This window comes from Demequina litoralis, assembly GCF_030418455.1.
Taxonomy (GTDB): domain Bacteria; phylum Actinomycetota; class Actinomycetes; order Actinomycetales; family Demequinaceae; genus Demequina; species Demequina litoralis.
Genome location: NZ_JAUHPW010000001.1, coordinates 161,208 through 186,672 on the forward strand (window position 1 = coordinate 161,208; position 25,465 = coordinate 186,672).

General features: G+C 72.5%; 19 protein-coding genes. 8 read left to right on the top strand and 11 right to left on the bottom strand.

The window, feature by feature from the left end; all coding sequences use genetic code 11:
- Nucleotides 1-25 precede the first annotated feature (25 nt).
- Nucleotides 26-964, bottom strand: coding sequence for a C40 family peptidase (locus tag QQX09_RS00740; RefSeq protein WP_301130797.1), 939 nt, complete (start codon nt 962-964; stop codon nt 26-28).
- Between the two features lie 166 nt (nt 965-1,130).
- Here QQX09_RS00740 and QQX09_RS00745 point away from each other — a divergent pair, with 166 nt between their 5' ends.
- A complete protein-coding gene (locus tag QQX09_RS00745) occupies nt 1,131-1,796 on the top strand; it encodes a hypothetical protein (protein WP_301130798.1) in 666 nt (221 codons plus the stop codon).
- Nucleotides 1,797-1,799: 3 nt separating this feature from the next.
- Here the strand turns inward: QQX09_RS00745 and gad are convergent, their stop codons facing one another.
- The 3 genes from gad to QQX09_RS00760 form a co-directional block, all read right to left on the bottom strand.
- Complete coding sequence (gad, locus tag QQX09_RS00750; protein ID WP_301130799.1) at nt 1,800-3,185, bottom strand: glutamate decarboxylase; 1,386 nt, start codon at nt 3,183-3,185, stop codon at nt 1,800-1,802.
- Nucleotides 3,186-3,272: 87 nt separating this feature from the next.
- Nucleotides 3,273-3,932, bottom strand: coding sequence for a Pr6Pr family membrane protein (locus tag QQX09_RS00755; RefSeq protein ID WP_301130800.1), 660 nt, complete (start codon nt 3,930-3,932; stop codon nt 3,273-3,275).
- A gap of 78 nt (nt 3,933-4,010) precedes the next feature.
- Entirely contained in the window at nt 4,011-5,474 is a 1,464-nt protein-coding gene (locus QQX09_RS00760; protein ID WP_301130801.1) for a helix-turn-helix transcriptional regulator, read from the bottom strand.
- Nucleotides 5,475-5,612: 138 nt separating this feature from the next.
- Here QQX09_RS00760 and aceA point away from each other — a divergent pair, with 138 nt between their 5' ends.
- The 4 genes from aceA (at nt 5,613) to QQX09_RS00780 (ending at nt 11,187) form a co-directional block, all read left to right on the top strand.
- The gene (aceA, locus tag QQX09_RS00765; protein WP_301130802.1) at nt 5,613-6,923 is read left to right on the top strand and encodes an isocitrate lyase; all 1,311 of its coding nucleotides are present in this window, start codon (nt 5,613-5,615) and stop codon (nt 6,921-6,923) included.
- Between the two features lie 8 nt (nt 6,924-6,931).
- Complete coding sequence (gene aceB / locus QQX09_RS00770) at nt 6,932-8,551, top strand: malate synthase A (protein WP_301130803.1); 1,620 nt, start codon at nt 6,932-6,934, stop codon at nt 8,549-8,551.
- 93 nt (nt 8,552-8,644) lie between these two features.
- Nucleotides 8,645-9,820 carry a pyridoxal phosphate-dependent aminotransferase gene (locus tag QQX09_RS00775; protein WP_301130804.1) on the top strand — a complete coding sequence of 392 codons (1,176 nt, stop codon included), beginning with the start codon at nt 8,645-8,647 and terminating at the stop codon, nt 9,818-9,820.
- A gap of 149 nt (nt 9,821-9,969) precedes the next feature.
- Nucleotides 9,970-11,187 (top strand): cobalamin-independent methionine synthase II family protein, encoded by a 1,218-nt coding sequence (locus QQX09_RS00780; protein WP_301130805.1) that lies wholly within the window; start codon nt 9,970-9,972, stop codon nt 11,185-11,187.
- Nucleotides 11,188-11,277: 90 nt separating this feature from the next.
- Here the strand turns inward: QQX09_RS00780 and QQX09_RS00785 are convergent, their stop codons facing one another.
- From QQX09_RS00785 to QQX09_RS00800, 4 genes are all read right to left on the bottom strand, one after another.
- Nucleotides 11,278-12,645 (bottom strand): pyridoxal phosphate-dependent decarboxylase family protein, encoded by a 1,368-nt coding sequence (locus tag QQX09_RS00785; protein WP_301131147.1) that lies wholly within the window; start codon nt 12,643-12,645, stop codon nt 11,278-11,280.
- Nucleotides 12,646-12,726: 81 nt separating this feature from the next.
- Nucleotides 12,727-13,800: a glycosyltransferase gene (locus tag QQX09_RS00790; RefSeq protein ID WP_301130806.1), complete on the bottom strand. Its 1,074-nt coding sequence runs from the start codon at nt 13,798-13,800 to the stop codon at nt 12,727-12,729.
- Between the two features lies 1 nt (nt 13,801).
- Nucleotides 13,802-14,752, bottom strand: coding sequence for a phosphodiester glycosidase family protein (locus QQX09_RS00795; RefSeq protein WP_301130807.1), 951 nt, complete (start codon nt 14,750-14,752; stop codon nt 13,802-13,804).
- Between the two features lie 69 nt (nt 14,753-14,821).
- The gene (locus tag QQX09_RS00800; RefSeq protein WP_301130808.1) at nt 14,822-16,192 is read right to left on the bottom strand and encodes an NAD(P)-binding protein; all 1,371 of its coding nucleotides are present in this window, start codon (nt 16,190-16,192) and stop codon (nt 14,822-14,824) included.
- Nucleotides 16,193-16,283: 91 nt separating this feature from the next.
- On the opposite strand from QQX09_RS00800, the gene QQX09_RS00805 reads away from it, so the two are divergent.
- Complete coding sequence (locus QQX09_RS00805) at nt 16,284-17,354, top strand: beta/alpha barrel domain-containing protein (RefSeq protein WP_301130809.1); 1,071 nt, start codon at nt 16,284-16,286, stop codon at nt 17,352-17,354.
- Here the strand turns inward: QQX09_RS00805 and QQX09_RS00810 are convergent.
- The gene (locus QQX09_RS00810; RefSeq protein ID WP_301130810.1) at nt 17,351-19,081 is read right to left on the bottom strand and encodes a M15 family metallopeptidase; all 1,731 of its coding nucleotides are present in this window, start codon (nt 19,079-19,081) and stop codon (nt 17,351-17,353) included. The two genes, QQX09_RS00805 and QQX09_RS00810, sit on opposite strands and share 4 nt — an antisense overlap.
- Nucleotides 19,082-19,631: 550 nt before the next feature.
- On the opposite strand from QQX09_RS00810, the gene nrdD reads away from it, so the two are divergent.
- Together nrdD and nrdG are read left to right on the top strand one after the other, a co-directional pair.
- On the top strand, nt 19,632-21,887 hold the full coding sequence (gene nrdD / locus QQX09_RS00815; RefSeq protein WP_301130811.1) for an anaerobic ribonucleoside-triphosphate reductase: 2,256 nt from the start codon (nt 19,632-19,634) through the stop codon (nt 21,885-21,887).
- A 2-nt stretch (nt 21,888-21,889) separates the two neighbouring features.
- Nucleotides 21,890-22,453 carry an anaerobic ribonucleoside-triphosphate reductase activating protein gene (nrdG, locus tag QQX09_RS00820; RefSeq protein WP_301130812.1) on the top strand — a complete coding sequence of 188 codons (564 nt, stop codon included), beginning with the start codon at nt 21,890-21,892 and terminating at the stop codon, nt 22,451-22,453.
- A 245-nt stretch (nt 22,454-22,698) separates the two neighbouring features.
- On the opposite strand, the gene QQX09_RS00825 is transcribed toward nrdG, so the two are convergent.
- Both QQX09_RS00825 and QQX09_RS00830 read right to left on the bottom strand, forming a co-directional pair.
- Nucleotides 22,699-23,721 carry an agmatine deiminase family protein gene (locus tag QQX09_RS00825; protein ID WP_301130813.1) on the bottom strand — a complete coding sequence of 341 codons (1,023 nt, stop codon included), beginning with the start codon at nt 23,719-23,721 and terminating at the stop codon, nt 22,699-22,701.
- Nucleotides 23,718-25,439: an amidase gene (locus QQX09_RS00830; RefSeq protein ID WP_301130814.1), complete on the bottom strand. Its 1,722-nt coding sequence runs from the start codon at nt 25,437-25,439 to the stop codon at nt 23,718-23,720. The genes QQX09_RS00825 and QQX09_RS00830 overlap by 4 nt, the downstream gene beginning before the upstream one ends.
- Between the last annotated feature and the right edge of the window lie 26 nt (nt 25,440-25,465).

Consider the following 25,465-nt stretch of genomic DNA (forward strand, 5'->3'; position numbering starts at 1 on the left):
GCGCCCGAGGTGCCGGCGTCCCGCGTCAGAAGCGCAGGAACACCGGGCTCGACTGCCAGATGCTCGTCTGCTGCACGCCGCTGCCGGGTCCGACCGCCTCGACCTGCTGGCCGTTGCCGAGGTAGATCGAGACGTGCCCCGGGGACCAGATGATGTCGCCCGGCTGCGCGGCCGAGGCGGGGATCACCGTGCCGGTGGCGCGGATGGCGCTCGAGGAGTGCGGGACGCTCTTGCCCACCTGGGCGTACGCCCACGACACCAGGCCCGAGCAGTCGAAGGCGCCCGGGGTCGCCGACGCGAACGCGTACGCGGAGCCCACCTGCGACAGCGCGGCCGAGACGATGCTCGCGTAGCTGGCGGACGACGCGGTGCTCGACGAGGCGGTGCTGCTGGACCCGCTCGCCGTGCTGGAGCCCGACGACGAGGAGGTCGAGGTCGACGCGGCGGTCTCCTCGACCTCGACCACGTAGTCGTCGAGGAGGCGGGTCGCGATGAATCCCGTGAGCCCGTCCTCCGTGTAGACGCGGGTGAAGCGTCCCTGGGTGACCGCATCGGCGTCCGTGCCGAGCTCGGACCCTTCGGGAACGACGGTGAGCGAGTCGGCGTCCACCGACGCGTCCGCACGGAGGTGCACCGCGGCGGTGGTGACGACCTCGGGGTCCGAGGCCAGGCGGCGCGCCTTCGCGATCTGCTTCGGCTGCTCCCAGAGGGGCGTGACCTCCACCTCCGGGACCTCGGCGCCGCCCCAGCTGGCCTCCGCGTCAGCGGAGATCGGCGCGACGGTCAGCTCCGCGGTGCGCACGGTCTCCTGCGCCTGCGACGGCAGCTCCGATGCATCCGCGGGCGTGCCCGCGGGGGAGGCGAGCGCGGCGGTGGCGTAGCCGAGGCTGAGCGCGCCGCCCGCCACGGTGGCGGAGGCGGCGCGCTGGGCACGGCGGGGGAAGGGCAGTCGGGCGAAGAACAAGCGGTACTCCTTGAAATGTCTCGAAAGAAGATAACAAATTGATTACGAGACTCAACTCGGATCCTTCGATGCGCTATGCATCCGGGGGCTCACGGTTGTCGACCGAGGCCCCCTGGGACAGCCGCTCGCCCGGCGCGTACGCGTGCCGCGGACCTAGAGTCGAAGCATGGCCGCACAGGGGCGCGAGGCGGTGTCTCCTCGCAGGTACATCCGGCTGCGGGCGGAGGCGGTGGGCTTCGCCCTCGGGTCGCTGTGCTTCATCGTCGGGGCGCTGCCCTGGTACGCCGATGCGGTGGGTGCGATCGCGACCGGTGTGACGTTCTTCACGGGATCGCTGCTCTTCACCGCCGCGGGGCTGATCCAGCTGCTCCTCAGCGGTCGTCGGGCACCCCGGCGCGGTGCCCCCGCGGGCGATCGCCTCGACTGGTGGGCGGCCGCCGTCCAGGCCGTCGGGACCCTGCTGTTCAACATCAGCACGTTCGTCGCGCTGCTGGCCGCGATCGCCGCTCCCGACGCGGTCGGGATCGGCTGGCGCTCGAACGCGTGGGGATCGCTCGCGTTCCTCGTCTCCGGGGTGCTGGCGCTGGCCGCCTCCCGCCGGCGCGACGAGCTGTGGCACATCCGCGCGCGCACGCCCGAGGCGGCCTGGCTCAACATGGCCGGCTCGGTCGCGTTCGGGGTGTCCGCGATCGGCGCCTACGTGGTGCCGGAGACCACGACCTTCGTGAGCCAGCTGTGGGCGAACCTCGGCACCGTGCTCGGCGGCCTGTGCTTCCTCGCCGCCGCCGTGCTCGTGCGCCCCGGCGCGACCGCCGAGGTCGCGCCCTCCTGACCGTCAGTGGTGGAAGCCGGAGCCCTCGCGCTCCACGGGGATGGGGCCGGAGAGGCCGTCGAGGTACTCGACGCAGGCCCGGAAGTCCTTGAGGAAGTCGCGAGCGGCGACGCGACGGCCGCGCCGCACGACGATGCGCTGCACGGTGACGTCCTGCATGTCCTCGGGCAGGGGGTACGCGGGAACCTGCCAACCGCGGGCGCGGAGCTTGTCGGACAGGTTGTAGAGGGTCCAGTTGTCGGTGTGGCCGTCCTTGAGGCGCCACGCGAAGACGGGGATGTCGCCGCCGTCGCTCACCAGCTCGAACGGCCCCATGCGCGCGATCTCTCCGGACGTGAAGAGGGCGACGTCCTGGGTGTGCTGATGGACGGCTCGATAGCCCTCGAAGCCGAGCCGGAGGAACAGGTAGTACTGGAGCAGCACCTGCGCGCCGGGACGCGAGAAGTTGAGGGCGAGCGTCGGCATGTCGCCGCCGAGGTAGCTCACCGAGAAGATCATGTCGTCCGGCAGGTGGTCCCTCGTGCGCCACACCACCCAGCCCAGGCCGGGGTACACGAGGCCGTACTTGTGGCCCGAGGTGTTGATCGATACCACCCGGTCCACCTGGAAGTCCCACGCGATCTCGGGCTGGATGAACGGGGCGACCATGGCGCCGGAGGCGCCGTCCACGTGGACGGGCACGTCGAGGCCCGTGTCCTCCTGGATGCGGTCGAGCGCACGGGCGATGTCGGCGACGGGCTCGTACGCGCCGGTGTAGGTGACGCCCATGATGGCGACCACGCCGATGGTGTTCTCGTCGACGTACGAGGCGAGGTCGTGGCCGTCGAAGGTCGGGTGCGCGAGCGAGACGGGCACCAGCCGGGCCTCGATGTCCCAGTAGTTGCAGAACTTCTCCCAGCACACCTGGACCGCGGCGCTCATCACGAGGTTGGGGCGGTCCGTCGGGAGACCCGCCTCCCGGCGGCGCGCCCTCCACCGTCGCATGAGGGCGAGGCCCGCGAGCATCGCCGCCTCCGACGATCCGATCGTCGAGGTGCCGATGGTGCTCTCGGGGTCCGGGGCATGCCAGAGGTCGGCCAGGATTCGCCAGCACCGGGTCTCGATCTCCGCGGTCTTGGGATACTCGTCCTTGTCGATCATGTTCTTGTCGAACGTCTCGGCGTACAGCCGGTTGGCATGCTCGTCCATCCAGGTGCCGACGAACGTCGCGAGGTTGAGGCGGGCGTTGCCGTCGAGCATCGCCTCCTCGTGCACGATCTCGTACGCCATCTGCGGCGGCATGGGCCCTCGCGGGATCCTGAACCAGGACTCGGAGAAGTCGTCGAAGTCGTTGGTGAAGCCGTGGGGCCCGGACGGCTCCGTCCCACGGTCGTCGCGTGCGGATGCCATCATGACCCTCCTCGGCCCTGCTGCCAGGTGAGCTCCCCCTCGATCAACGTAGCCCTCGTGGAGGCGGCCCGCAGGGCGACGATGGCGTCAGTCGCGGGGCGGCTGCGCACCCCGCGCGGGGACGCGCGCCCGGACGGGCCCCGGCCAGAAGGTCGCGGGACGCAGCACCGCGAGGACGCGCAGGATCCCGGAGACGCCGAGGCCCACCGCCGCGATCGCGCCGAGCGTGGCCAGGATCGCCGCGAGGCCGCGCGCGGGATCGAGGAACGGGTACGGCACCCACCCGTCGAGGAAGGCGCGGAACAGCAGGTAGGACACCCATGCCGCGGGCAGGCCCAGCACGCTCCAGAGGGTGCCGAGCGGCAGCCTCCGCCGACCACCGATGAGGATCCAGTCGAGCACGAGGATCGCGCCCGATCCGCCGTGGAGGATCGCGTTCGCCCACGGGAAGTACGGGGTGGTGAACGGGGCGAGGAGCGCCCAGTAGACGGCTCCCACCACGACGAGGTAGGTCGCCGAGTTGACGCGCAGCACGGTGACCCACCGCGCCTCGGGGCGGCTCACGCGGGATGCGGCCAGGAGCGCGACGATGCCGGCCAGGTTGGCGAGCGGCGTGAAGTATCCCGGCAGCTGCCCCCACGTGAACGTGCCGTACGTGAGGTCGGCCCACGCCTGGAATCCCAGGGCGGACAGGATGACGGAGGCGCCGATGAGGCGCAGGGTGCGGATGGTGGCGTCCTTGCTCACGCGAGGGACGTTACCAATTCTTTAGAAAGATTTGAAGGACATTCGCGCGTGTCTTCGCTCGCACATGGTGACCGCGGCTCACGCGTCCGGCGCGTGCTCCTCGAGGAACTCGTACACGGCGATCCGGTCGATTCCCGTCGCGGAGCCCGACGGCGTCGCCGCGAGGAGCGACGAGTTGATGCGGGCGGCCGGGCGCGCGGTGCCGTCCCAGCGCGCCGCGAGCGCGGGGGAGGGCGCGCCGCAGCAGTCCGGCTCGGGGCAGCTCGAGTAGCGCCGCGTCGTGGTGTCCCGCCCCCGGAACCACTTCGAATGCGCGTACTGCGTGCCCACCGAGACCGAGAAGTCGCCGCTCGCGTCGGTCTGGACCGCCGAGGTGCACCAGTAGGTGCCGTTCGGCTTGTCGGTGTACTGGTGGTAGATGCCGTAGCGGTCGTCGCGCTCGAACACCTGCCGCGCGCTCCACTGCCGGCACACGCGCTGGCCCAGGACGTTGCCGAGCGCGTCCTGCGGGAAGCGCACGTCGTCGTTCTCGTAGGCCTTCGACAGCACGCCCGAGGAGTTCACCTTGAGGAAGTGCACCGGCAGCCCAAGGTGCTCCGTCGCGAGGTTGCAGAAGCGGTGCGCCGCGGCCTCGTAGCTCACGGAGAACGCGTCGCGCAGGTCCTCGACGGACAGCTCGCGCGCGGCCTTGGCCTCGACGAGCATGCCGACCGCCGACTCCTCGGGCATCATCAGCGCCGCCGCGAGGTAGTTCGCCTCGACGCGTTGGCGCAGCAGCGCCGCATAGTCGCGAGGCTCCTCGTGACCGAGCACCGACGCGGCGAGCGCCTGCAGCAGGACCACGCGGCGCTCGGTGCCGTCGTGGCGGATGGGCAGGTAGATGCGTCCGTGCCGGCCATCGGTCACCGAGCGGGTGGTCACCGGCAGGTCGTGCACGTAGTGCAGCGTGTAGCCCAGGTGGGCGGCGAGGGACGATGCGGCGGAGTGCGACAGCGGCCCGCCGGCGTGGCCGATCGCGGCGTGGAGCTTCCGGGCGGTCGCCTCGAGCTCGGGGTAGTAGTTGGCCCGCCCCCGCTGCACCTGGCGCAGCTCCGTGTTGGCGCGGCGCGCCTCCTCGGGGGTCGAGGCCCGACGCTCGTGCAGGCGCACGAGCTCCGCGTGCATCGCCAGGATCGTCTCGATCGCCTCGTCGGGCAGGGACTTGCGCGCCGCGAGGCGGGGGAGCCGCAGGGAGGCGAACAGCGGACCCTCCTGCACGCGGGCGAGCTCCATCTCGAGGGCGTCGCGGCGCGATGGCGGCGTCGGGTCGAGCAGGTCGTCGAGCGAGGCGCCGAGCGCGGTCGCGAGGGTGCGCAGCTCGGACACGCGCAGCTCGCGGCGCCCGTTCTCGATGACGGAGACCTGCGACGCGGCGCGGTCGATGGCCTCGCCGAGCTGCGCGACGGTCATGCCGCGGGCCTGGCGGAGCGCGCGCACGCGCCGGCCGATGGACAGGGGTGTGGGGCCCGCCTCGTCGTCGAGGCCCGCCGGAGGCGTGGTCATGGGCCGATCTTGGCACGCCCGTGTTCTGTTCGCCAGAAATTCGCGCGAAGTTCTGCCCGGGCGACCACCGCATCGTCCCTTCCGTGCTGCCTACGGTCGAGTCACGACCACGACGACGTGGCGGGAACAGGAGCCGACATGAACACCACGATCCGCCCCGGGGATCAGATCCAGAGCGCCGCCGACCTCGAGGCCGAGTGGGCGTGGGACCCCCGCTGGTCCGGTGTCCGCCGCGACTACGCGGCCGAGGACGTGATCCGCCTGCGCGGGCCCGTCCGCGAGGACGCGACGCTGGCCCGCCGCGGCGCGGAGCACCTGTGGGACATGATCGAGACCAACCGCAGCCGTCCCGAGCAGTGGGTCGCGGCGCTCGGGGCGCTCACCGGCAACCAGGCGGTCCAGCAGGTGCGCGCGGGCCTCAAGGCCATCTACCTGTCCGGCTGGCAGGTCGCCGCGGACGCCAACCTCGCCGGGCAGACGTACCCCGACCAGAGCCTGTACCCGGCCAACTCCGTCCCGGCGGTGGTGCGCCGCATCAACAACGCGCTGCTGCGCGCCGCGCAGATCGAGCACGCCGAGACCGGCGCCACGTCGCGCGACTGGCTCGCACCCATCGTGGCCGACGCGGAGGCCGGCTTCGGCGGCCCGCTCAACGCCTACGAGCTCATGCAGGCGATGATCGGCGCGGGCGCGGCCGGGGTGCACTGGGAGGACCAGCTCGCCTCGGAGAAGAAGTGCGGCCACATGGGCGGCAAGGTGCTCGTGCCCACCTCCCAGCACGTGAGGACCCTCAACGCGGCGAGGCTGGCGGCGGACGTCGCCGGCGCCCCCAGCGTGATCATCGCGCGGACCGACGCGCTCGCCGCGACGCTCCTCACGTCCGACGTCGACGAGCGGGACCGCGAGTTCCTCACCGGGGAGCGCACGGCGGAGGGGTTCTACGAGGTGCGGGGCGGCATCGAGCCGGTGATCGCCCGGGGCCTCGCGTACGCGCCGTACGCCGATCTGCTGTGGGTCGAGTCGTCGACGCCGGACCTCGAGCTGGCGCGCCGGTTCGCCGAGGCGATCCATGCGGAGCACCCGGAGCAGCGCCTCGCGTACAACTGCTCGCCGAGCTTCAACTGGCGGCGCCACCTCGACGACGCCCAGATCGCCTCGTTCCAGCGCGAGCTGGCCGCGATGGGCTACGCGTTCCAGTTCATCACCCTCGCGGGCTTCCACTCGCTCAACCACGGCATGTTCGAGCTGGCGCAGGACTACGCCGCCACCCAGATGAGCGCCTACGTGCGGCTGCAGGAGGCGGAGCTCGCGGCGGAGGCCCGCGGCTACACCGCCACCAAGCACCAGGCCGAGGTGGGCACCGGGTACTTCGACCGGATCTCGACCGCGCTCAACCCCACCGCATCGACGCTCGCGCTCGTGGGCTCGACCGAGGCCGAGCAGTTCTAGGAGGAGCCATGTGCGACACACGCATCGAGATCGCCGGTCCGATGGGGGACCGGTACGACGAGATCCTCACGGACGAGGCGCTCGCCTTCCTCGCGCGCCTCCACCGGCGCTTCGCGGGGATCCGGGCGGAGCTCCTCCACGCCCGCCAGGAGCGTGCCGAGGCGATCGCCGCGGGCGCGGACCCGGGCTTCCTGCCCGAGACGCGCGCGATCCGCGAGGATCCCGCCTGGGCGGTCGCCGGCCCCGGTCCGGGCCTCGAGGACCGCCGCGTCGAGATCACCGGGCCGACCGACCGCAAGATGACGATCAACGCGATGAACTCGGGCGCACGGGTGTGGCTCGCCGACCACGAGGACGCGAACACGCCCACCTGGGCGAACATGATCGAGGGCCAGCTCAACCTCGCGGACGCGATCCGGGGCACGATCGCCCACACGAGCCCCGACGGCCGCGAGTACTGCCTGGGAGAGGAGAGGCCGACGATCGTGTTCCGGCCGCGGGGGTGGCACCTGGTCGAGGGCCATCTGCTCCACGTCGACCCGCACGGTCACCGGCACCCGACGTCGGCGTCGCTCGTCGACATGGCCCTCTACGTGCTCACGAACGCTCACGCGCTCGTGGCATCTGGCTCGGGGCCCTACCTCTACCTGCCCAAGATGGAGAGCCACCTCGAGGCGCGGCTGTGGGACCAGGTCCTCACGCTCACGGAGGAGCACCTGGGCCTCGAGCACGGCACGATCCGCGTGACGATGCTCATCGAGACCCTGCCCGCCGCGTTCGAGATGGAGGAGATGCTCTACGAGCTGCGCGACCACTGCGCCGGCCTCAACGCGGGCCGGTGGGACTACATCTTCTCGATGATCAAGTGCTACCGCGCCCGGGGCGCGGACCACCTGCTGCCCGACCGGTCCGCGATCACGATGACCGTGCCGTTCATGCGCGCCTACACCGAGCTGCTCGTGTCGACATGCCACCGGCGCGGCGCGCAGGCCATCGGCGGCATGAGCGCGTTCATCCCGAACCGGAGGGATCCCGAGGCGACCGCGCGGGCCCTCGCCCAGGTCGCGGCGGACAAGCGCCGCGAGGCCGGCGACGGCTTCGACGGCAGCTGGGTGGCCCACCCGGGACTCGTCGAGGTCGCGCGCACGGAGTTCGATGCGGTGCTGGGCGACCGCCCGGACCAGCGGGACCGACGCCGCGACGATGTCCGGGTCACCGCGGGTGACCTGCTCGACACCCGCATCCCCGGGGCGCAGGTGACGGCCGCGGGCGTCCGGGCGAACGTCGCTGCTGGCCTGCGGTACGTCGAGAGCTGGCTGCGCGGCACCGGCGCCGCCGCGATCGACAACCTCATGGAGGACGTCGCCACCGCCGAGATCAGCCGCTCCCAGCTGTGGCAGTGGATCCAGCTGCGGGTGGTCACGGCGGAGGGCCGGGCCGTGACCGCCGGCTGGGTCGCGGACGTGATCGGGGAGGTCGTCGGTGGGCTCGAGCGCACGCCGGACGACCGGTTCGACGACGCGGCCGCGCTGCTGCGCGAGCTGTGCCTGGGCGAGGAGTTCCCCACCTTCCTCACGCTTCCCGCCTACTCCCGCTATCTCCACGAGGCGGCGCCCGTCCCCGCGTGAATCGTGCGTGAGGCGGCGCCCCGCTTGCGGGTCGCCGCCACGGCGGTGACGATGGACGGGGGCCGGCACCGGGCCGGGTGCAGGGGGGATGTCATGGAGCTGTCGGCACGGGCGCGCGCGGCGGAGGACGAGATCGGGCCGATGGCGGCCTTCCTCGCGGAGGTGGGACGGCGGGCGGACGAGCCCGGCATCGCGGACCTCACGTTCGGCAACCCGCACGAGATGCCCCTGAGCGGCCTCGTCGACGCGCTGCGCGCGGGGGTGGAGCCGCGTTCGGAGCAATGGTTCGCGTACAAGACGAACGAGGCGCCGGCTCAGGAGGCGATCGCGGCGGGGCTGCGCGACGAGCTCGACCTGCCGTTCGAGGCCGCCGACATCGCGCTCACCCAGGGGGCGTTCGGCGCGATCGACCTGGCCTTCCACCTCCTCGCCGACGAGGGCGACGAGGTGATCGTGCCGGTGCCAGGGTGGTTCTGCTACGCCCCGATGCTGCGCATCAGCGGTGTGGTGCCCGTGCCCGTGGACCTCGACCCCGAGACCTTCGATCTCGACGTCGACGCGATCGCGGCCGCGGTGACGCCGCGCACGCGCATCGTCGTGGTGAACTCTCCCGCGAACCCCACCGGCCGCGTGTACCCGCGGGACCAGCTCGAGCGCCTCGCGGCGGCGCTCGAGGAGCGGTCCGCGGCCATCGGCCGTCGCATCTGGGTGCTCTCCGACGAGCCCTATCGACGCATCCGCTTCGACGGCATCGGCTTCACCAGCCCCGCCGCGGTCTACCCCTGGACCGTCATCGACTACAGCTACGGCAAGATCCTGCTCGCCCCGGGCCAGCGGCTGGGCTACCTCGCGCTCGGTCCCCTCATGCCCGCGGACGTGCGGACCACGCTCCGAGATGCTTTCGTGCCGGGCCAGCTGTCGATCGGCTGGGGCTTCCCGGACGCGCTCATGCAGTACGCCGTGCCGGACCTCGAGTCCGTGTCGATCGACGTCGGGGAGCTGCAGCGACGGCGGGACCGGCTCCACGGGGCGCTCTCCGAGGCCGGCTACCGGCTCACGCCCGTCGAAGGGACGTTCTACCTGTGGGCCGAGGCGCCCGGCGGCGACGGCGAGGCGCTCGCCGCTCGCCTGGCCGAGCGCGGCGTGCTCATCATGCCGGGCACGCTCTTCGACCGGCCCGGCCACTTCCGCCTCAGCCTCACGGCGACGCCCGAGGCGATCGAGAAGGCCATCCCCGAGCTGGTGGCCGCCGCCGCGGTCGTCGGCTGACCCTCCCGCTTTGCCGAGGCGCGCGCAACCGGGCATGATGGCGCCACCGCCGCGCATCAAACGAGGCCTCGGATCCACGTCGAGTGGGCATTGCCGGCGGGCTGTCCCTGCAGACCTGCGGGTGAACGCCCGCGCATAGAGGAGCCTCGATGTCCGATCTCACCATCCAGACCACCACCGCCGGATCGCTGCCGCGCTCGCCCGAGCTCGTGGAGGCCACCAAGGCGCTCGCCATCGCGGACGACGGCTTCACGCTCGTCCTCACGGACCAGTACAGGCAGCTCGCGGCCCAGGCCGTGACCGACCTGGTCCAGCGCCAGGTGGACGCCGGCATCACGATCGTCGGCGACGGCGAGTACGGCAAGGCGATGACCGCCGCGCACGACTTCGGCGCCTGGTGGTCGTACTCCTTCCAGCGGACCGCCGGCCTGGCGCTGCCGCAGGCGGACGCCCCGCGACCCGGTCCCGTCCGGTCGTCGCCCGGCAACGTCCGCCTCACCTCGATGGAGGACCGTCGGGACTGGGTCCGCTTCGCGGCCGCGTACTTCGACCCGACCTCGGGTGTGCTCATGGGCGAGCCGCCGTTCTGGCCCGAGGCCGTCGCTCCGCTGTCCTACCGGGGGCACGATGCGATCGCCTCCGACATCGCGCACCTGCGCGGCGGGCTCGACGCGGCGGGCCTCGAGACCGGCTTCATCACCTCGCTGGCGCCGGGCAGCGCGGCTCGCATCGGCAACTCCTACTTCGCGTCCGAGGAGGAGCACATCTGGGCCTGGGCGGACGTGATGCGCGAGGAGTACAAGGCGATCACCGACGCGGGCCTCACCGTCCAGCTCGACGACCCCTCGCTCGCCGAGAGCTGGGACCAGATCAACCCCGAGCCGTCCGTCGCGGACTACCGCGCCTTCCTGCGCACCCGCATCGACGCGATCAACCACGCCATCGCGGGCCTGCCCCGCGACCAGGTCCGCATCCACCTGTGCTGGGGCTCGTGGCACGGTCCGCACACCACGGACCTCGAGCTGCGCCACATCGTCGACCTCGTCGCCGAGATCGACGCCGGCTCCATCTCGTTCGAGGCGGGCAACGTCCGCCACGAGCACGAGTGGAAGGTGTGGCGCGACGTCGAGCTGCCCGCGGGCACGAAGCTGCTGCCGGGGGTCGTGAGCCACGCCACCAACGTCGTCGAGCACCCCGACCTGGTCGCGGACCGCATCGTGCGCTTCGCCGAGATCGTCGGTCCCGAGAACGTGGTCGCGTCGACCGACTGCGGCCTCGGCGGACGCGTCCACCCCCAGATCGCGTGGGCCAAGCTCGAGTCCCTCGGCGAGGGTGCGCGCCGCGCAGAAGCCCTGCTAGGCGGCTGAGCGCCGCGATTCCCAATGAAGAAGGTGAACCGTGGGGCTCGTGCGATCAGAGTGACGCCCGAGCCCCACGCTGCTCACCTGTCACCCTTGTCATTGGGAATCGTCGAGGGTGTCGAGGATCTCGTTGAGCAGCTCGAAGGTGGTGAGCGGGTTGACGATCGCGAAGCGCAGCACCGGTTCGCCATGGTGGGAGCTGGGCACCACGAAGGCCCTCTGATCGCCTAGCAGCCGGGCGCACCACGCGTCGTAGTCCGCGCGCGTCCACCCGTCCTTGCGGAACACCACGACGGACAGCTGCGGCCGTCGCACGAGCGTGAGCCCCTCGCGGCTCTCGATCTCGTCCGCCACCCGACCCGCGAGGTCGATGCCGTGCGCGATCGCGGCGCGGTACTCGTCCGTGCCGTACGTGGCCAGCGAGAACCAGAGGGGCAGCCCGCGGGCGCGACGCGTCAGCTGCACCGACAGGTCGGACGGATTCGTCTCGGGGGCCTCGGTGAGCGTGTCGAGGTAGGACGCGTGCTGGGTGTGGGCGCGGCGGGCGACCTGGGGGTCGCGGTAGAGCAGCGCGCAGGCGTCGAACGGCGCGAACAGCCACTTGTGGGGGTCGACGATGAGCGAGTCGGCGTGCTCGACCCCGGCGTACGCCTCCCGCATCCGCGGCACGAGCATGCCGGCGAGCCCGTACGCGCCGTCGATGTGCAGCCACACGCCGGCGTCCCGGGTGACCCTCGCGATCCCGGCGATGTCGTCGACGATCCCGAAGTTGGTGGTGCCCGCGGTCGCGACCACCGCGAAGACGGCGTCGCCGTGCTCCGCGAGCGCCTCCGCGACGGCGTGCCCGTGGAGGCGACCGTCGTCGTCGGGCAGGATGCCGACGACGTCGACGTCCATCACCGCTGCGGCGGACTCGACGGACGAATGCGACTCGCCGCTGCACACCACGGCCCAGCGGGCGGGGTCCGGGCGGCCGGCCTCGCGGTTGCGGCGGCGCGCCGCGTCGCGCGCCGCGACGAGCGCGGACAGGTTGCCGATGGTGCCGCCCTGGACGAAGACCCCGCCGGCGCTGTCGGGCAGGCCGAACTCGCCCGCGAGCCACGCGAGCACCTCGTTCTCCGCGTGGACCGCCCCCGCGCCCTCGAGCCACGAGCCCGCGTAGATGGACGATGCGGAGACCACCAGGTCGAAGGCCGACGCGGCCCTGCTCGGCGCGGAGGGGATGAAGGCCAGGTAGCCGGGATGGTCGGTCGACAGGCAGGTGGGGGCGAGCACGTCCCCGAACAGCGCGAGCGCGCGCGCCGCCCCGATCCCTCCCGGGGTGATGGACGCGGGGGCCTGCGCGGCCAGCTCGTCGGGCGTTGCGGGCACGTCGAGCGGGACGTCCTCCCACAGCACGCGACGGCGCGAGTAGTCGAGCACCGACTCGACGATCGCATGGCTCTCCGCGGAGACCGCGTGCATGCGTTCGGGCCGGAGGGGGTCGGGGACGGGGCGGGGGATCACCGAGCCAGGATAGGGTTCGGGTCGCGCACGAGACGTGTGCTAAACCTGCGCACACGGCGTGGAATCCTGCATAGATCTGGCGCTCGCGCGCGTTTGCTGTGTGCTGAACACGACCGAGCGCTGCATCCGATACGACAGCGCCCAGAGGAGCGCATCCGTGACGAGCTTGGCCGGGAGCAGGGGTGCGCCCGCCTCCGTGAGGGTGCGGAGCGACGCATAGCTGAGGAAGAGCATCACGGCCGCGAGCAGCGCGTAGCGCACCGCCTGGCCCGCCACCGGGCCTCGCGCGCGGAACACCGCGCGGCGGTTGACCGCGAAGTTGACCGATGCGCTGACGAGGCGGGCGCCCACGACGGCGATCGCGAGCGATCCGGTGGCGGCGGACAGCGCGAGGACCGCGACGGCGTCGATCGCGAAGGCGGCGAGCGAGGAGGCCGCGAAGAGCGCCAGAGGCCACAGCACGCGCGCGGAGTCGACGACGGGCCGGAAATGGGAGGACGCGTTGCCGTCGAGGTAGACGGTCCGGATGGGCACCTCGACGACGGGGACGCCCTGGCGGCTCGCGTCGAGCAGCAGCTCGAGCTCGTAGGCGAAGCGCTCACCGCGCACGCCGAGCGCCCACGGCAGGAGCGACGCCGGATATCCGCGCAGCCCCGTCTGGGTGTCGGAGACCCGCACGCCCGCCACGGCCGTCAGCAGCACCGCCGTGACGCGGTTGCCGAGCCGCGATCGCAGCGGCACGTCGCCCACGAAGGCACGGACACCCAGCACCACCGCATCGTCCCGCCGTGCGTCGCTCCTGTCCGCCAGCGCCGCGGCGACCCTGCCGATGTCGGCGGCGGTGTGCTGACCGTCGCTGTCGGCGCAGACGACCGCCTCGCCGGGCGCATGCCCCACCATCCACGCGAATCCGGTGCGCAGGGCGGCCGCCTTGCCGCGGTTGGACTCGTGCCGGAGGACGGTGGCGCCGCGCGCGGCCACCTCGGCGAAGACCGCGTCGTACGCAGAGCCGGAGCCGTCGTCCACGACGAGAACGCGGTGGGCCGGCTGCAGGGCCTCCACGAGGGCGATGAGGCGCGCGTCGGGCTCGTAGGCCGGGATGAGGACGCGCACGTCAGCCCACCCACAGGATGTCGGACGTGCCCCGCTCCTCGCCCCGCCTGCCCGGCACGTTGACGACGGAGCCGTCGCTCACCATCGTCGAGGAGCCGCCGCCGTCGAGGTTGTACGCCTCGGTGGCGCCGAGGTCGGTCATGATCTCCGCGAGCTCGGTCAGCGTCACGCCGGCGCTCTCGCTCGACCGGCCGTCGACCACGACGAGCACGTAGTGGTTCGCGTCGATCATGCCGATCGCGGTGCGCGGCTGGTCGCCCTGGATGGAGTGGTTGCCGAAGTTCGTGTCGACCTCGACCTGGTCGATGCCGTCGACGATCTCCCCGTCGTCCACGAGCGCGGGTCCGAAGGACAGCGTCTGCCACGCGCCCGCGTCGAGGAGCTCCTGCGCGCTGGTGGTGGTCTCGTCGTACACCTCCATGGTGCCGTCCGCGTAGATCACGGCACCCTCGCGGGCGGGCTCGTCGCGGTAGATCACGCCGTTGCGGATCTCGATGCCGGTGGTCCGGAAGCCGTAGTAGTCGCCGTTGATCGCGAGCGCGGCGCCCACGTCGGCGGCGATGTCGGACGGGTACTCGACGATGTTCTCGCCGAAGGCGTCCTGCGCGAAGGCGGAGCGCAGCTGGGTGATGTCGCTCAGCACCACGTCCGCCACGTAGTACGTCGCCTGGTCGTCGCCGCTGCCGTAGGTGTGCTCCGTGACGGTGATGTCAGCCGCGTCCTCGGCGACCGCGTCCGTGTCGTCGGTGGCGGCGGTCGCGAGGGCGGGCTCGTTCGCGTCCGCGGCGACCTCCGCCTCGTAGGCGGAGGCGTTCGCCACCTCGACGTGGTCGAGCACGTAGCGGTCGAGCGCCCACGCGGTGACGGCGGCGAGCGCGAGCAGGAAGGTGGCGGCCGCGGCGACGATGCGCCGGCGCAGGCGGTGGGGGCGGGAGGCGGCGGTCGAGGTCATGAGGGGAACGCTACGAAGGCCGCACCGCGTTTTCCCTGGCAGCCACCTCAGGGTTTGCCGAGAGCGGCGCTACGCCGCGAGCCCGGCGAGCTCCGCGAGTCGCCGCATGCCCGCGGGGCCGTGGCGCGCGATCCGCTCCCGCGCGTCGTCGAGCGCGGCCGAGGCGGCGCCGGTGGGCACGCGCGCGGGGTTGAGCGCGACGGAGTCCGCCCACGCGCGGATGTCGGGCTCACGGAGGAACGACGCGGACGAGCGGGCTCCTCGCACGGTCATCTCGGCCCAGTCGGGGAGCGTGTCGCCGTAGCGGGTGGGCGCGCACAGCGCGTTGCGGGCGGCGTCGTCCGTGCGGGTGGCCTCGACGTATCCGACCAGGGCCGCGCCGAAGCACGGGAACCCCGCGCGCACGGGCTGGAGCGTGATCGCGTCGGGCACCCACACGGGCACCGCCGGCGGGCGGCGCAGGCCGTCCGCGGCGCAGTGCACCGCGACCGCACCGGGTGGCACGTCGACCTCGCCCCGGTCGAGGACGATCCGTCCGGGGGTGACCGCGCGCACGTGTCCCAGCCGCACGACCCTCTCGACGGACCGGAGGAGGTCCAGCTCCCAGCGGCCCAGCGTCGGGGCCTTCGCCATCGTGGGGGCGACACCGGGGTCGATCCGCATCATCACGCCCGCGTCCTCGAGCCGGAGGAACACGTCCGCGAGCGAACGCGCCGACGCCGCCGCCTCCCAGGTCGCCGCGACCATGCCGTGGAAGATCGCGGGATCGGGCTGGACGACCGCACGATCCAGCATCCAGGGATCCCGCGGCCGGATCCAGGTGAGGCGGTCGGGCGCGACGCCCGCGCCGAGGGCATGGACGATCGCGTCCGTCGCGGTCTTGCCCGACCCGACGACCACGATCGCGGGCGCGTCCAGCGCCTCGTCGAGGAGTCCGACGGGCACCACGTGGGCCTCGGGATCGACGGCGAACGGGGGTGCGGTCGATGCGGGGATGACGGGGGAGAGGTAGCGCGCGTCGACGAGGCGGGTGCCGGGACGGGCGCGCGCGACGGGTGCGCCGTCGGCCGCCTCGAGCCGGCCGCCGCCGGTATGCGCGACGCCGCCCACGAAGCCGACCCGGCCCGTCCCGCGGAGGCGTGCGAGCACGCGCTCGTAGTAGGCGAGCACCTGCGCACCCGTGGCACGCACCTGGAGCCCACGCTCCGGGCCGGCCGTCTGGAGCGCGCCGCCCAGCACGGTCGACGCCACGCCGTAGAACGTCGAGGCCTGATGGAGGCGCACGAACGGGTACGCGTCGCGCCAGTGCCCGCCCGGCGCGTCCCGTCGGTCCACGAGGGCGACGGTCGCGTCGGAGTGGTCGACCAGCGCATCGGCGAACGCGAGGCCGGCCGCGCCCGCGCCGACCACCAGGTAGTCGGCGTCGATCTCCGGGGTCACGCCCTCAGCACACCACGGCTCGGGGCGTCGTGCCCGGTCCGGCCGGAGGTCCCGGCAGGGCGCCCAAGGCCGGGGCTAGCCTGCAGCCACCATGACCTGGTTCTACGACCCCCGCCGCACCTACGACGACAACTACGCGCACGGACCGTTCGGGGCGCTCTCCTCCGCGCCGGACGGACTCTCGGACCCGGAGGACGGCGCCTCGCTCCTCGGGCTGCCCGTCGCCCGCCCCTTCGGCATCCCCGCGGGCCCGCTGGTGAACGCCGCGTACGTCGCGGCGGCCTTCCGTCATGGCTTCGACGTCAACGTCTACAAGACCGTGCGGACGCGCGCCTGGCCGTCGCACCCGTTCCCCAACGCCCTCGCGGTGCACGTCGACGGCGACCTCGGTGCGGACCGGCGGGAGCCGCTCCTGGCCGACGACGCGCTCGACGATGCCACCAGCATCTCCAACTCGTTCGGCGTGCCGTCGCGCGATCCCGACGCGTGGCAGCCCGACATGGCGGCCGCGGTCCGGGCGGCCGGAGCTGGCCAGCTGCTGGTCGGCTCGTTCCAGGGCACCCACCCGCCGGCGGGCGCGGCCGACCGGGAGGCGGCCTACGTCGCCGACCACGTCGCCGCCGCACGCCTCGTCGTCGAGACCGGCGCGCCGGTGCTCGAGATGAACCTCAGCTGCCCCAACGAGGGCACGGGTGCGCTGCTGTGCTTCGACGCGCCGCAGGCCGCCCGCATCGCCGGCGCGGTCAAGGACGCCGTCGGGGACGTGCCGCTGCTGCTCAAGCTGGCCTACTTCGCGGACGATGCGGCGCTGGCGACGCTCGTGGACGCGACGGCGGGCATCGTCGACGGGTACGCGGCCGTCAACACCCTGCCGGCACGGCTGGTCGACCGCGACGGCCGGGCCGCGCTCCCGGGGGAGGGTCGCGAGATCGCGGGCGTGTGCGGAGATGCGATCCGCTGGGCCGGCCTCGACATGACCGCCCGCCTCGCGCGCCTGCGCGAGCGCGGCGGACGGCGGTACGCGATCGTCGGCGTCGGCGGCGTGCTCACCGCCGCGCACTACCGCGCATACCGTGCCGCGGGTGCCGACGCGGTGATGAGCGCGACGGGCGCGATGATCGACCCGGGCCTGGGCGCGGCCGTGCGCCGCGTCTCCGTCTAGCCCTGGAGCGAGCTCTTCACCCTCTTCAGCAGCGTCGGCTTGTCGGGCATGTCGACATCGATGCCGGGCGCCACGAACTCGAGGTGCCAGGACTCGGGCTTGGAACCGCCGGAGCGGGCCCACAGCGGGTGCACCCAGCCGTACTTCTCGCCGTTGGCACGCATCCACGTGGCCGAGGCCGGCGCGAAGTCGGCCGCCATGCCCCAGCCGTGGTTCGACGTGCCCGGGGTCGCGGCGAGGTAGCCCTTCGATGCCTTGGTCGCGACCTGGGCGCTGTAGGACCGGTACGACGAGCTCACCGACAGGTGGTTGCCCGTCTGGGCGTAGTAGTCGTCGTCGGCGCGCTCGAGCGCCTCCGCGGCATCGCACTGGAGCTGGTGGCCCGAGGCGAAGGACAGCGAGCACAGCTGCGAGGCGGGCACCTGGCCGTTGCTGTAGCTGATGCCGGTCGGCGCGCCCGACCAGCCGTCCTGGTGGTTCGCGGCGGCCTGGGCGTACTTGGACCAGCTGTTCGCGTAGGCCTTCTCGACCTGGCGCTCGTACGCGGCCATCCGCTTCTTGTTGATCGCGGTGCGGCGCTGGTTCTCCGCCTTCACCCACCTCCGGTGGGACGTGTAGAGCGCCTGCTCGGCCTGCTCGACGTCGGCGGTCGCCGCCTGGACGTCGGCGACGAGCGCCTCGACCGCCTCGGCATCGTCGCGGTCCACGTCGACCTTGCGCAGGTCGAGGAGGGCGCGGCGGGCCTCGTTGAGATCGGTGATGACGGAGCGCTTCTGCACGTTGCCGTCGACGGCCTCGACCATGTCCTTCGCGGAGTCGGCGATGGCCTTGACGGCATCGAGCTTCTCCTCGAGGGACAGGTTGGCGCGCTCGAGCGCGGCGTCGGCGGTGGCCGCCTCGAGCACCGCGGTGGTGCCCTCGATGCGGCGCGTCGCGGCGTCGAGCTGGGCCGCGGCCTCCTCGAGGCGGGTGACGGTGGCGGCGACGGTCTCCAGGTCGTCCACCTCGCCGCGCAGGACCTGCGCGACCTCCGTGTCGTCGATGAGGGCCGCCAGGGCCTCGGCGTCGTCCTCGGTCACCGCCGCATCCGTGCTGGGCTCGGCGTCGGGGGAGGCGCTCGGCTCGGCCGACGGCGAGGCTGATGCGCTCGCGTCGGTAGTCGGGGAGGCGCTCGGGGAGGTGCTGGGCTCTGCCGAGGGCTCCGCGGAGGCGTCGTCCGTGGAGGACGCGCTCGCCTCGGTCTGCTCGGCGGCGTCGTCGAGGGTCGCGTCGGTGGCGGAGGCCTCCTCGGCCTCGCCCAGCACCGCGGCCACGTCGACCTCGAGGGACGGCGTGGACGCGAACGGCCCGCGCGCGGTCTCGACGCCCAGCGGCGCGTTCGCCCACACCGGCGGGACCACGGCGGTGGCGCTCACCACGATGTTGTGCTGCTCGGCCGCGTAGGCGGCCGATGTGGCCGCCTGCGCGAGCTCGGCGGCCGCCGAGGCGACCAGATCCTCGTCCGAGACAGACTCGGACACCTGCGACACCTCGCGCGCCTTCTCGAGCGTCAGCTCGAGCTTCATCCGCTCGTCGTCGAGCAGGCGCGCCTGGGCGCGTGCCTCCTCGACGGCGCTTCCCACGCGCTGCTCGTGCACGCCGAGCGCGACGGCGATGCCGCCAAGAAAGCAGCAGACGGCGAACGTGGTCGCCGTCTGCCATCGGAAGGGCAGGTGAAACTTGCGCACATGTCTCCAGGGTGGGGGTCAAGGGCTGCCGTCCGCGCCGAGCTGCCGGGCCTTGCCAGCGGCGCTTCGTGGGGCGGAGGCTCGTAAGACCATAACTGCGATATCCATGGGACCCAGGAGCACGATTCCGGCATCGGGGCGCGCGCGTGCGGATGTACGTTGCGCCGCGCGGCGGGAATCGGCGGCGTATGCAGGGATGTCATGTCCCGGGGGGCATCGCGGTGCTTCCCGATGTGATCTCCGTCTCACCGGGGCCGATCCGTCACCTCGGGGTGACCCGCTGCCACTAAGGTGCGCGGCCGCGTCCCCCGCAGCCGGTCAACGCCACGCCCGGGCGAGCGACACGCCGGGCGTCGCTCCATCCGCACGGCGCCGTTTCGGCCGCTTCCCCGCACGGCCGGCCGCCGCATCGTCCCCGCGGACCCGCGCCTGGGACCAAGGGCCCACCCGCGTCGAACCACGAGATCTAGTGTTCAGGTGCGACCGGGGGCCCTAGATGTTGTGTTGTGGGTGTGACCGGCGGGACCACAGGACACGAAGGGGAGCCCTCATGAGCATCACCGAGCTGGACCGCACGCCGACCGGGGAGGGCGAGGACCGCCCGGTGCTGCGGGTCGTCAAGCGCGACGGCCGCACGCTGATCTTCGACGACCGTCGCATCGCGGCCGCGCTCGCCAAGGCCTTCACCGCCGTGCACGGGACGCTCACCCCGGCACAGGAGGCCGCCCTCGATGGGCTGGTCGCGCGCATCGACGCGGAGCTCACCGCGCGCTTCACGGACGCCGTGAAGATCTACGAGATCCAGAGCGTGGTCGAGCACGAGCTGCTCGAGGCGGGGGAGTACGACGTCGCCCGCGCCTACATCGACTACCGCGTCGAGCGCGACTTCTCCCGCTCGAAGGCGATGGACCTCAACCATTCGATCACGCGCCTCATCTCCAAGGACTCGAGCGTGGTCCACGAGAACGCGAACAAGGACGCCGAGGTCTACAACACGCAGCGCGACCTCACCGCCGGCATGGTCGGCAAGGCGGTCGGCCTGCGGATGCTCCCGGCGCACGTCGCCAACGCGCACCAGAAGGGAGACCTGCACTACCACGACCTCGACTACCACCCCTATGCGCCGATGACGAACTGCTGCCTCATCGACTTCCGGACGATGCTGTCGACGGGCTTCCGCATCGGCAATGCGCAGGTGTCCCCGCCGAGGTCGATCCAGACCGCGACCGCGCAGATCTCGCAGATCATCGCGAACGTCTCGTCGAGCCAGTACGGCGGATGCACCGTCAACCGCATCGACGAGCTGCTCGCCCCGTACGCCGCGCTCAACCGCGCCAAGCACGAGGCGGACGCCGCGGAGTGGATCGACGACCCGGCGCGCCGCGAGGCCTACGTCCAGGCGAAGACGCGCAAGGACATCTACGACGCGATGCAGTCGCTCGAGTACGAGATCAACACGCTGTTCACGTCCAACGGGCAGACCCCGTTCACGTCCATCGGCTTCGGTCTCGGCACGGGCTGGTACGAGCGCGAGATCCAGAAGGCGATCCTGCAGATCCGGATCCGCGGCCTCGGCGCCGAGGGTCGCACCGCGATCTTCCCCAAGCTGCTGTTCACCGTGAAGCGCGGGCTCAACCTGTCCGAGGGCGACGCCAACTACGACATCAAGCAGCTGGCGGTCGAGTGCGCGACCAAGCGCATGTACCCCGACGTCCTCAGCTACGACAAGATCGTCGAGATCACCGGCTCGTTCAAGGCGCCGATGGGCTGCCGGTCGTTCCTGCAGGGCTGGGAGGACGAGGACGGCCAGGACGTGGTCGAGGGGCGCATGAACCTCGGCGTCGTCACGCTCAACCTCCCGCGCATCGCGCTCGAGGCCGACGGCGACCACGCGGAGTTCTGGCGGCTGCTCGACGAGCGTCTCGAGACGATGCACGATGCGCTGAGCTACCGCATCGAGCGGTGCAAGGAGGCGGTGCCGGGCAACGCGCCGATCCTGTACGTGCACGGCGCCTTCGGCAAGCGGCTCGCGCCCGCGGAGGAGGTCGACACGCTGTTCCGCGACGGCCGCGCGACGGTGTCGCTCGGGTACATCGGGCTCTACGAGGTGGCGACGGCGTTCTACGGCGGCGAGTGGGAGTCCGACCCCGAGGCCAAGGAGCTGACGGTCCGCGTGCTGCGGACGCTGCGGGAGCGTGCCGCGGCGTGGAAGGAGGCGTCGGGCTACCACTTCAGCGTCTACTCGACGCCCTCGGAGAGCCTCACGGACCGCTTCTGCCGGCTCGACAAGGAGCGCTTCGGCTCGGTGGCGGACATCACCGACAAGGACTACTACACCAACAGCTTCCACTACGACGTGCGCAAGAACCCCACGCCGTTCGAGAAGCTCGACTTCGAGGCGGAGTACGCCCCCCTCACCTCGGGCGGCTTCATCCACTACTGCGAGTACCCGGTGCTCCAGCAGAATCCCAAGGCGCTCGAGGCGGTGTGGGACTACGCGTACGACCGGGTGGGCTACCTCGGCACCAACACCCCGATCGACCGCTGCTTCGCGTGCGGCTACGCGGGGGACTTCGACCCCACCGCGCGTGGCTTCTCGTGCCCGGCGTGCGGCAACGACGACCCGCGCACGTGCGACGTCGTCAAGCGCACGTGCGGCTACCTGGGCAACCCGCAGCAGCGGCCCATGGTGCACGGGCGCCACCAGGAGATCTCCTCGCGGGTCAAGCACATGGACGACGACGTCCGGGTGCCGCTGTCGGCGCTCGACCCGTGCGACCGGATCGCGCGCACCGAGCAGGGCTGACGATGCATCGGACGCCCGTGCGCGAGTCCTGGCTGGCCTCCCGGGTCAGCCAGGGCCACGTCGCCGACTACAAGCCGTTCGTCTTCGTCGACGGCGAGGGCGTGCGGTGCTCGCTGTATGTGTCGGGCTGCCTGTTCCAGTGCGAGGGCTGCTTCAACGAGGACGCGTGGAGCTTCCGGTGCGGCGAGCCGTACACGCTGGAGATGGAGCAGCGCATCCTCGCCGACCTCGCGCATCCCGCGGTGCAGGGCCTGTCCCTGGTGGGCGGCGAGCCGTTCCTCAACACCGGCACGTGCCTGTCCCTGGTGCGCCGCATGCGGGCCGAGCTGCCGGGCAAGGACGTGTGGTGCTGGACCGGCTACACGCTCGAGCAGCTGCTCGCCGAGAGCGACGACAAGCGGGCCCTGCTCGAGGAGATCGACGTGCTCGTCGACGGCCCGTTCGACCTCGCGCGGCGCGACCTCACCCTCGCGTTCCGGGGCAGCCGCAACCAGCGCGTGCTCGACGTGCCGGCGTCGCTCGCCGCCGGCGCGGCCGTGCCGTGGCGAGGCGCCGCGGCATCCTAGGCGGGGTGTCCCGTCCGCGTGCTCGCCGTTTTCATGCACCTTCGGCGCGCGCGACCGCGCCACGGGACCTGCGAGCCCACCCGGAGAGCGATAGGCGCCATCTAGCAGGACGTTCGCGAGCGGGCATCCCGAGGGCGCCGCTCGGCGGCGCCGCCGAGGCGCCCCCGGGCGCGCTTCGTGCATGAAATCGGCGAGCGTCGGGAAGGCGTGCAGGCGGGGCAGCGGATGGGGTGGGAGCGGGCTCGTCAGGCCCTGATCGCCGGCTGCTGCTGCGTGATGCAGTGGATGCCGCCTCCGCGGTCGAAGATCGGGCGTGCGTCCACCGGCACGATCTCGCGGCCCGGGTAGGCGGCCGCCAGGACCTCGAGCGCCGCGGCGTCGTGCGGATCGTCGAACACGCACGCGACGACTGCGCCGTTGAGGACGTAGTGGTTGACGTAGGACCAGTCGACCCAGCCCTCGTCGTCGCGCAGCGTCGCCGGCGCCGGGATCGCGACGAGGTCCAACGGGCCGCCGTCGGCATCCGTCGCGGCCGCCAGCACCTCGCGCACCTGCGCGGAGACCACGTGATCCGGGTGCGCCGGGTCGCGCTGGTCGTGCACCAGCACCTGGCCACCGGGGGTGAAGCACGCGACGATGTCCACGTGGCCGCGAGTGCCGTAGCGCTCCGAGTCGCGGGTGAGGCCGCGCGGAAGCCAGATCACCTTGCGCGCGCCAAGGGTGCGCTCGAGCTCGTCCTCCACCCGGGCACGCGTCCAGCCGGGGTTGCGGCCCGGATCGAGCTGCACGGTCTCGGTGACGAGGAAGGTGCCGCGGCCGTCGGTATGGATGCCCCCGCCCTCGTTCACCATGGCGCTGCCGATGCGCGGCACGTCCGCCGATGCCAGGGCGGCGCGCGCGGCCAGCGCGTCCCTGTCCCAGGTGGCCCAGTCCTGCGCGCCCCAGCCGTTGAAGACCCAGTCGACGCCGGCGAGCTCGCCCGCGTCATCGATGAAGGTGGGCCCGATGTCGCGGAACCACGCGTCGTCCAGCGGCGCCTCCAGCAGCACGATGCGCGGATCGAGGTGCGCGCGCGCCGCGCCGACGGCCTCCGGGCCGACGAGCATCGTGAGGGGCTCGCGCGCGATCACGGCGTTCGCGACGGCGGCCCACGTGCGCCGTGCCTCCTCGGCCAGGTCAGCCGTGTCGCCCAGCGTGTAGCCCGTGCTGGGCCAGGCCATCCAGGTGCGGGTGTGGGGCTCCCACTCGGCGGGCATGCGGCGGCTCATGGGGTCTCCTCGGTGGCGGGAAGTCGGGGGGTGCGGGGTGGCGCGACGCGTCGGGGGCCGACCGCCTCGAAGGCGGTGCCGAGCCGCAGCAGCGCGCTGTCGTCGTACGCCCGGCCCGCGAAGGTGAGGCCCACCGGCATGCCGGTGCCGCGCATCGTGCCCATGGGGACCGTGACGGTGGGAACGCCCAGGTGGCGGATGGCGAGGTTGCCGTTGGCGATCCACACGCCGTTGCGCCATCCCTCGTCGGCGGAGACGGGATCGACGTCCATGTCCGCGCGCGCGACGTCCGCGACGGCGGGGAACACCAGCGCGTCGAGCCCGTGGCGGTCCATCCAGTCCTCGAGGTCCGCCTTCCGGATCGCCTCGAGCCCCGCGAGGCCCTCGGCGAGCGTCGGGATGTCCTCGAGGCGCGTTCCCGGGTGGGCGCGCACCCACGCGGGGTAGTCCGCGATGTCGTCGTCGAAGCCCGTGTAGCGGTCGGGGAGGGCGCCCTCGGGGTGGGGGAAGATCCGTGCGCCGTCGACGTCCGCGAGCGTGCGCAGCGCGGTGTCGTCGTTCGCCGACAGGAAGTCGTCCCAGGCCCACGCGGAGAGGTCCACGATCTCCCTGGCGAGGAACCCGGCGGGCAGCTCGGGCCGGTCCTTGATCGTCGGCGCGCCGGGCCGGTCGCCCTCGTAGCGCGACACCATCGGCAGGTCGACCTCGATGACGGTGGCCCCGGCCGCCTGGAGGTCCGCGCGGGCGCGCTCCCACAGCGCGATCACGTCGGGATGGGTGTCGATGCGGGTTCCCGTCGGGCCGCCGATGCCGGGGGACGATGCGGTGCCCGCCTCCGCGTCGGCGTTGACGTACATGCGGGGGATGCCGAGCACGACCCCGGTGAGGGAGGCCTCGTCCGCGAGCGCGGGGTACGAGTCGGGCCGGACCGCGGAGGCGCGCGGCAGCGCGACCCAGGGCTGCGCGCGCCACAGGTCGCCGCGGGTCTCGGCGTCGTCGGCGACGATCACATCGAGCACCTCGAGGAGGTCTGCCATGGTGCGGGTGTGGGGGACCACCACGTCCATCGTCGGCACGAGCGGCCAGTTCCCCCGCACGGAGATCACGCCACGGGACGGCGTGTACGCGCAGAGCGCGTTGTGGGACGCGGGCCCGCGGCCGCTCGACCAGGTCTCCTCGCCGAGGCCGAAGGCGCACAGGCTCGCCGCGGTCGCCGTGCCGGATCCGTTCGACGAGCCCGAGGCGAACGGGGCGGTGAGGAAGTCGGCGTGGTAGGGGCTCTCGGCGCGGCCGTACACGCCGCGCTGCATCCCGCCGTTCGCCATGGGCGGCATGTTCGTGAGGCCCAGGCAGATCGCGCCGGCCGCGCGCAGGCGCGCGATCGTGAACGCGTCGTGCTGTGCCACCAGGTCCTTGAAGGCCGCGCTGCCGGCGGCCGCGGTGAGGCCCTCGACCAGGTACGAGTCCTTGGCGGTGTAGGGGATCCCGTCGAGCGGGCCCCGAGCGGCGCCGGCGGCCCGGCGTGCGTCGGAGGCCTCGGCCTCGGCGAGCGCGTCGGGGTTGGTCACGACGATGGCGTTGAGTGCGGTCGCCGTGCCCGGCGCGTCGTACGCCGCCGCGCGCGCGGCGTATGCCCGGACGAGCTCGACCGCGGTGGTCCGTCCCGACTCGAGCGCGGCACGCAGCTCGGCGATGGTGGCCTCGACGACGTCGATCACGGGCGCTCCCGTCCCCGCGGGTGGCC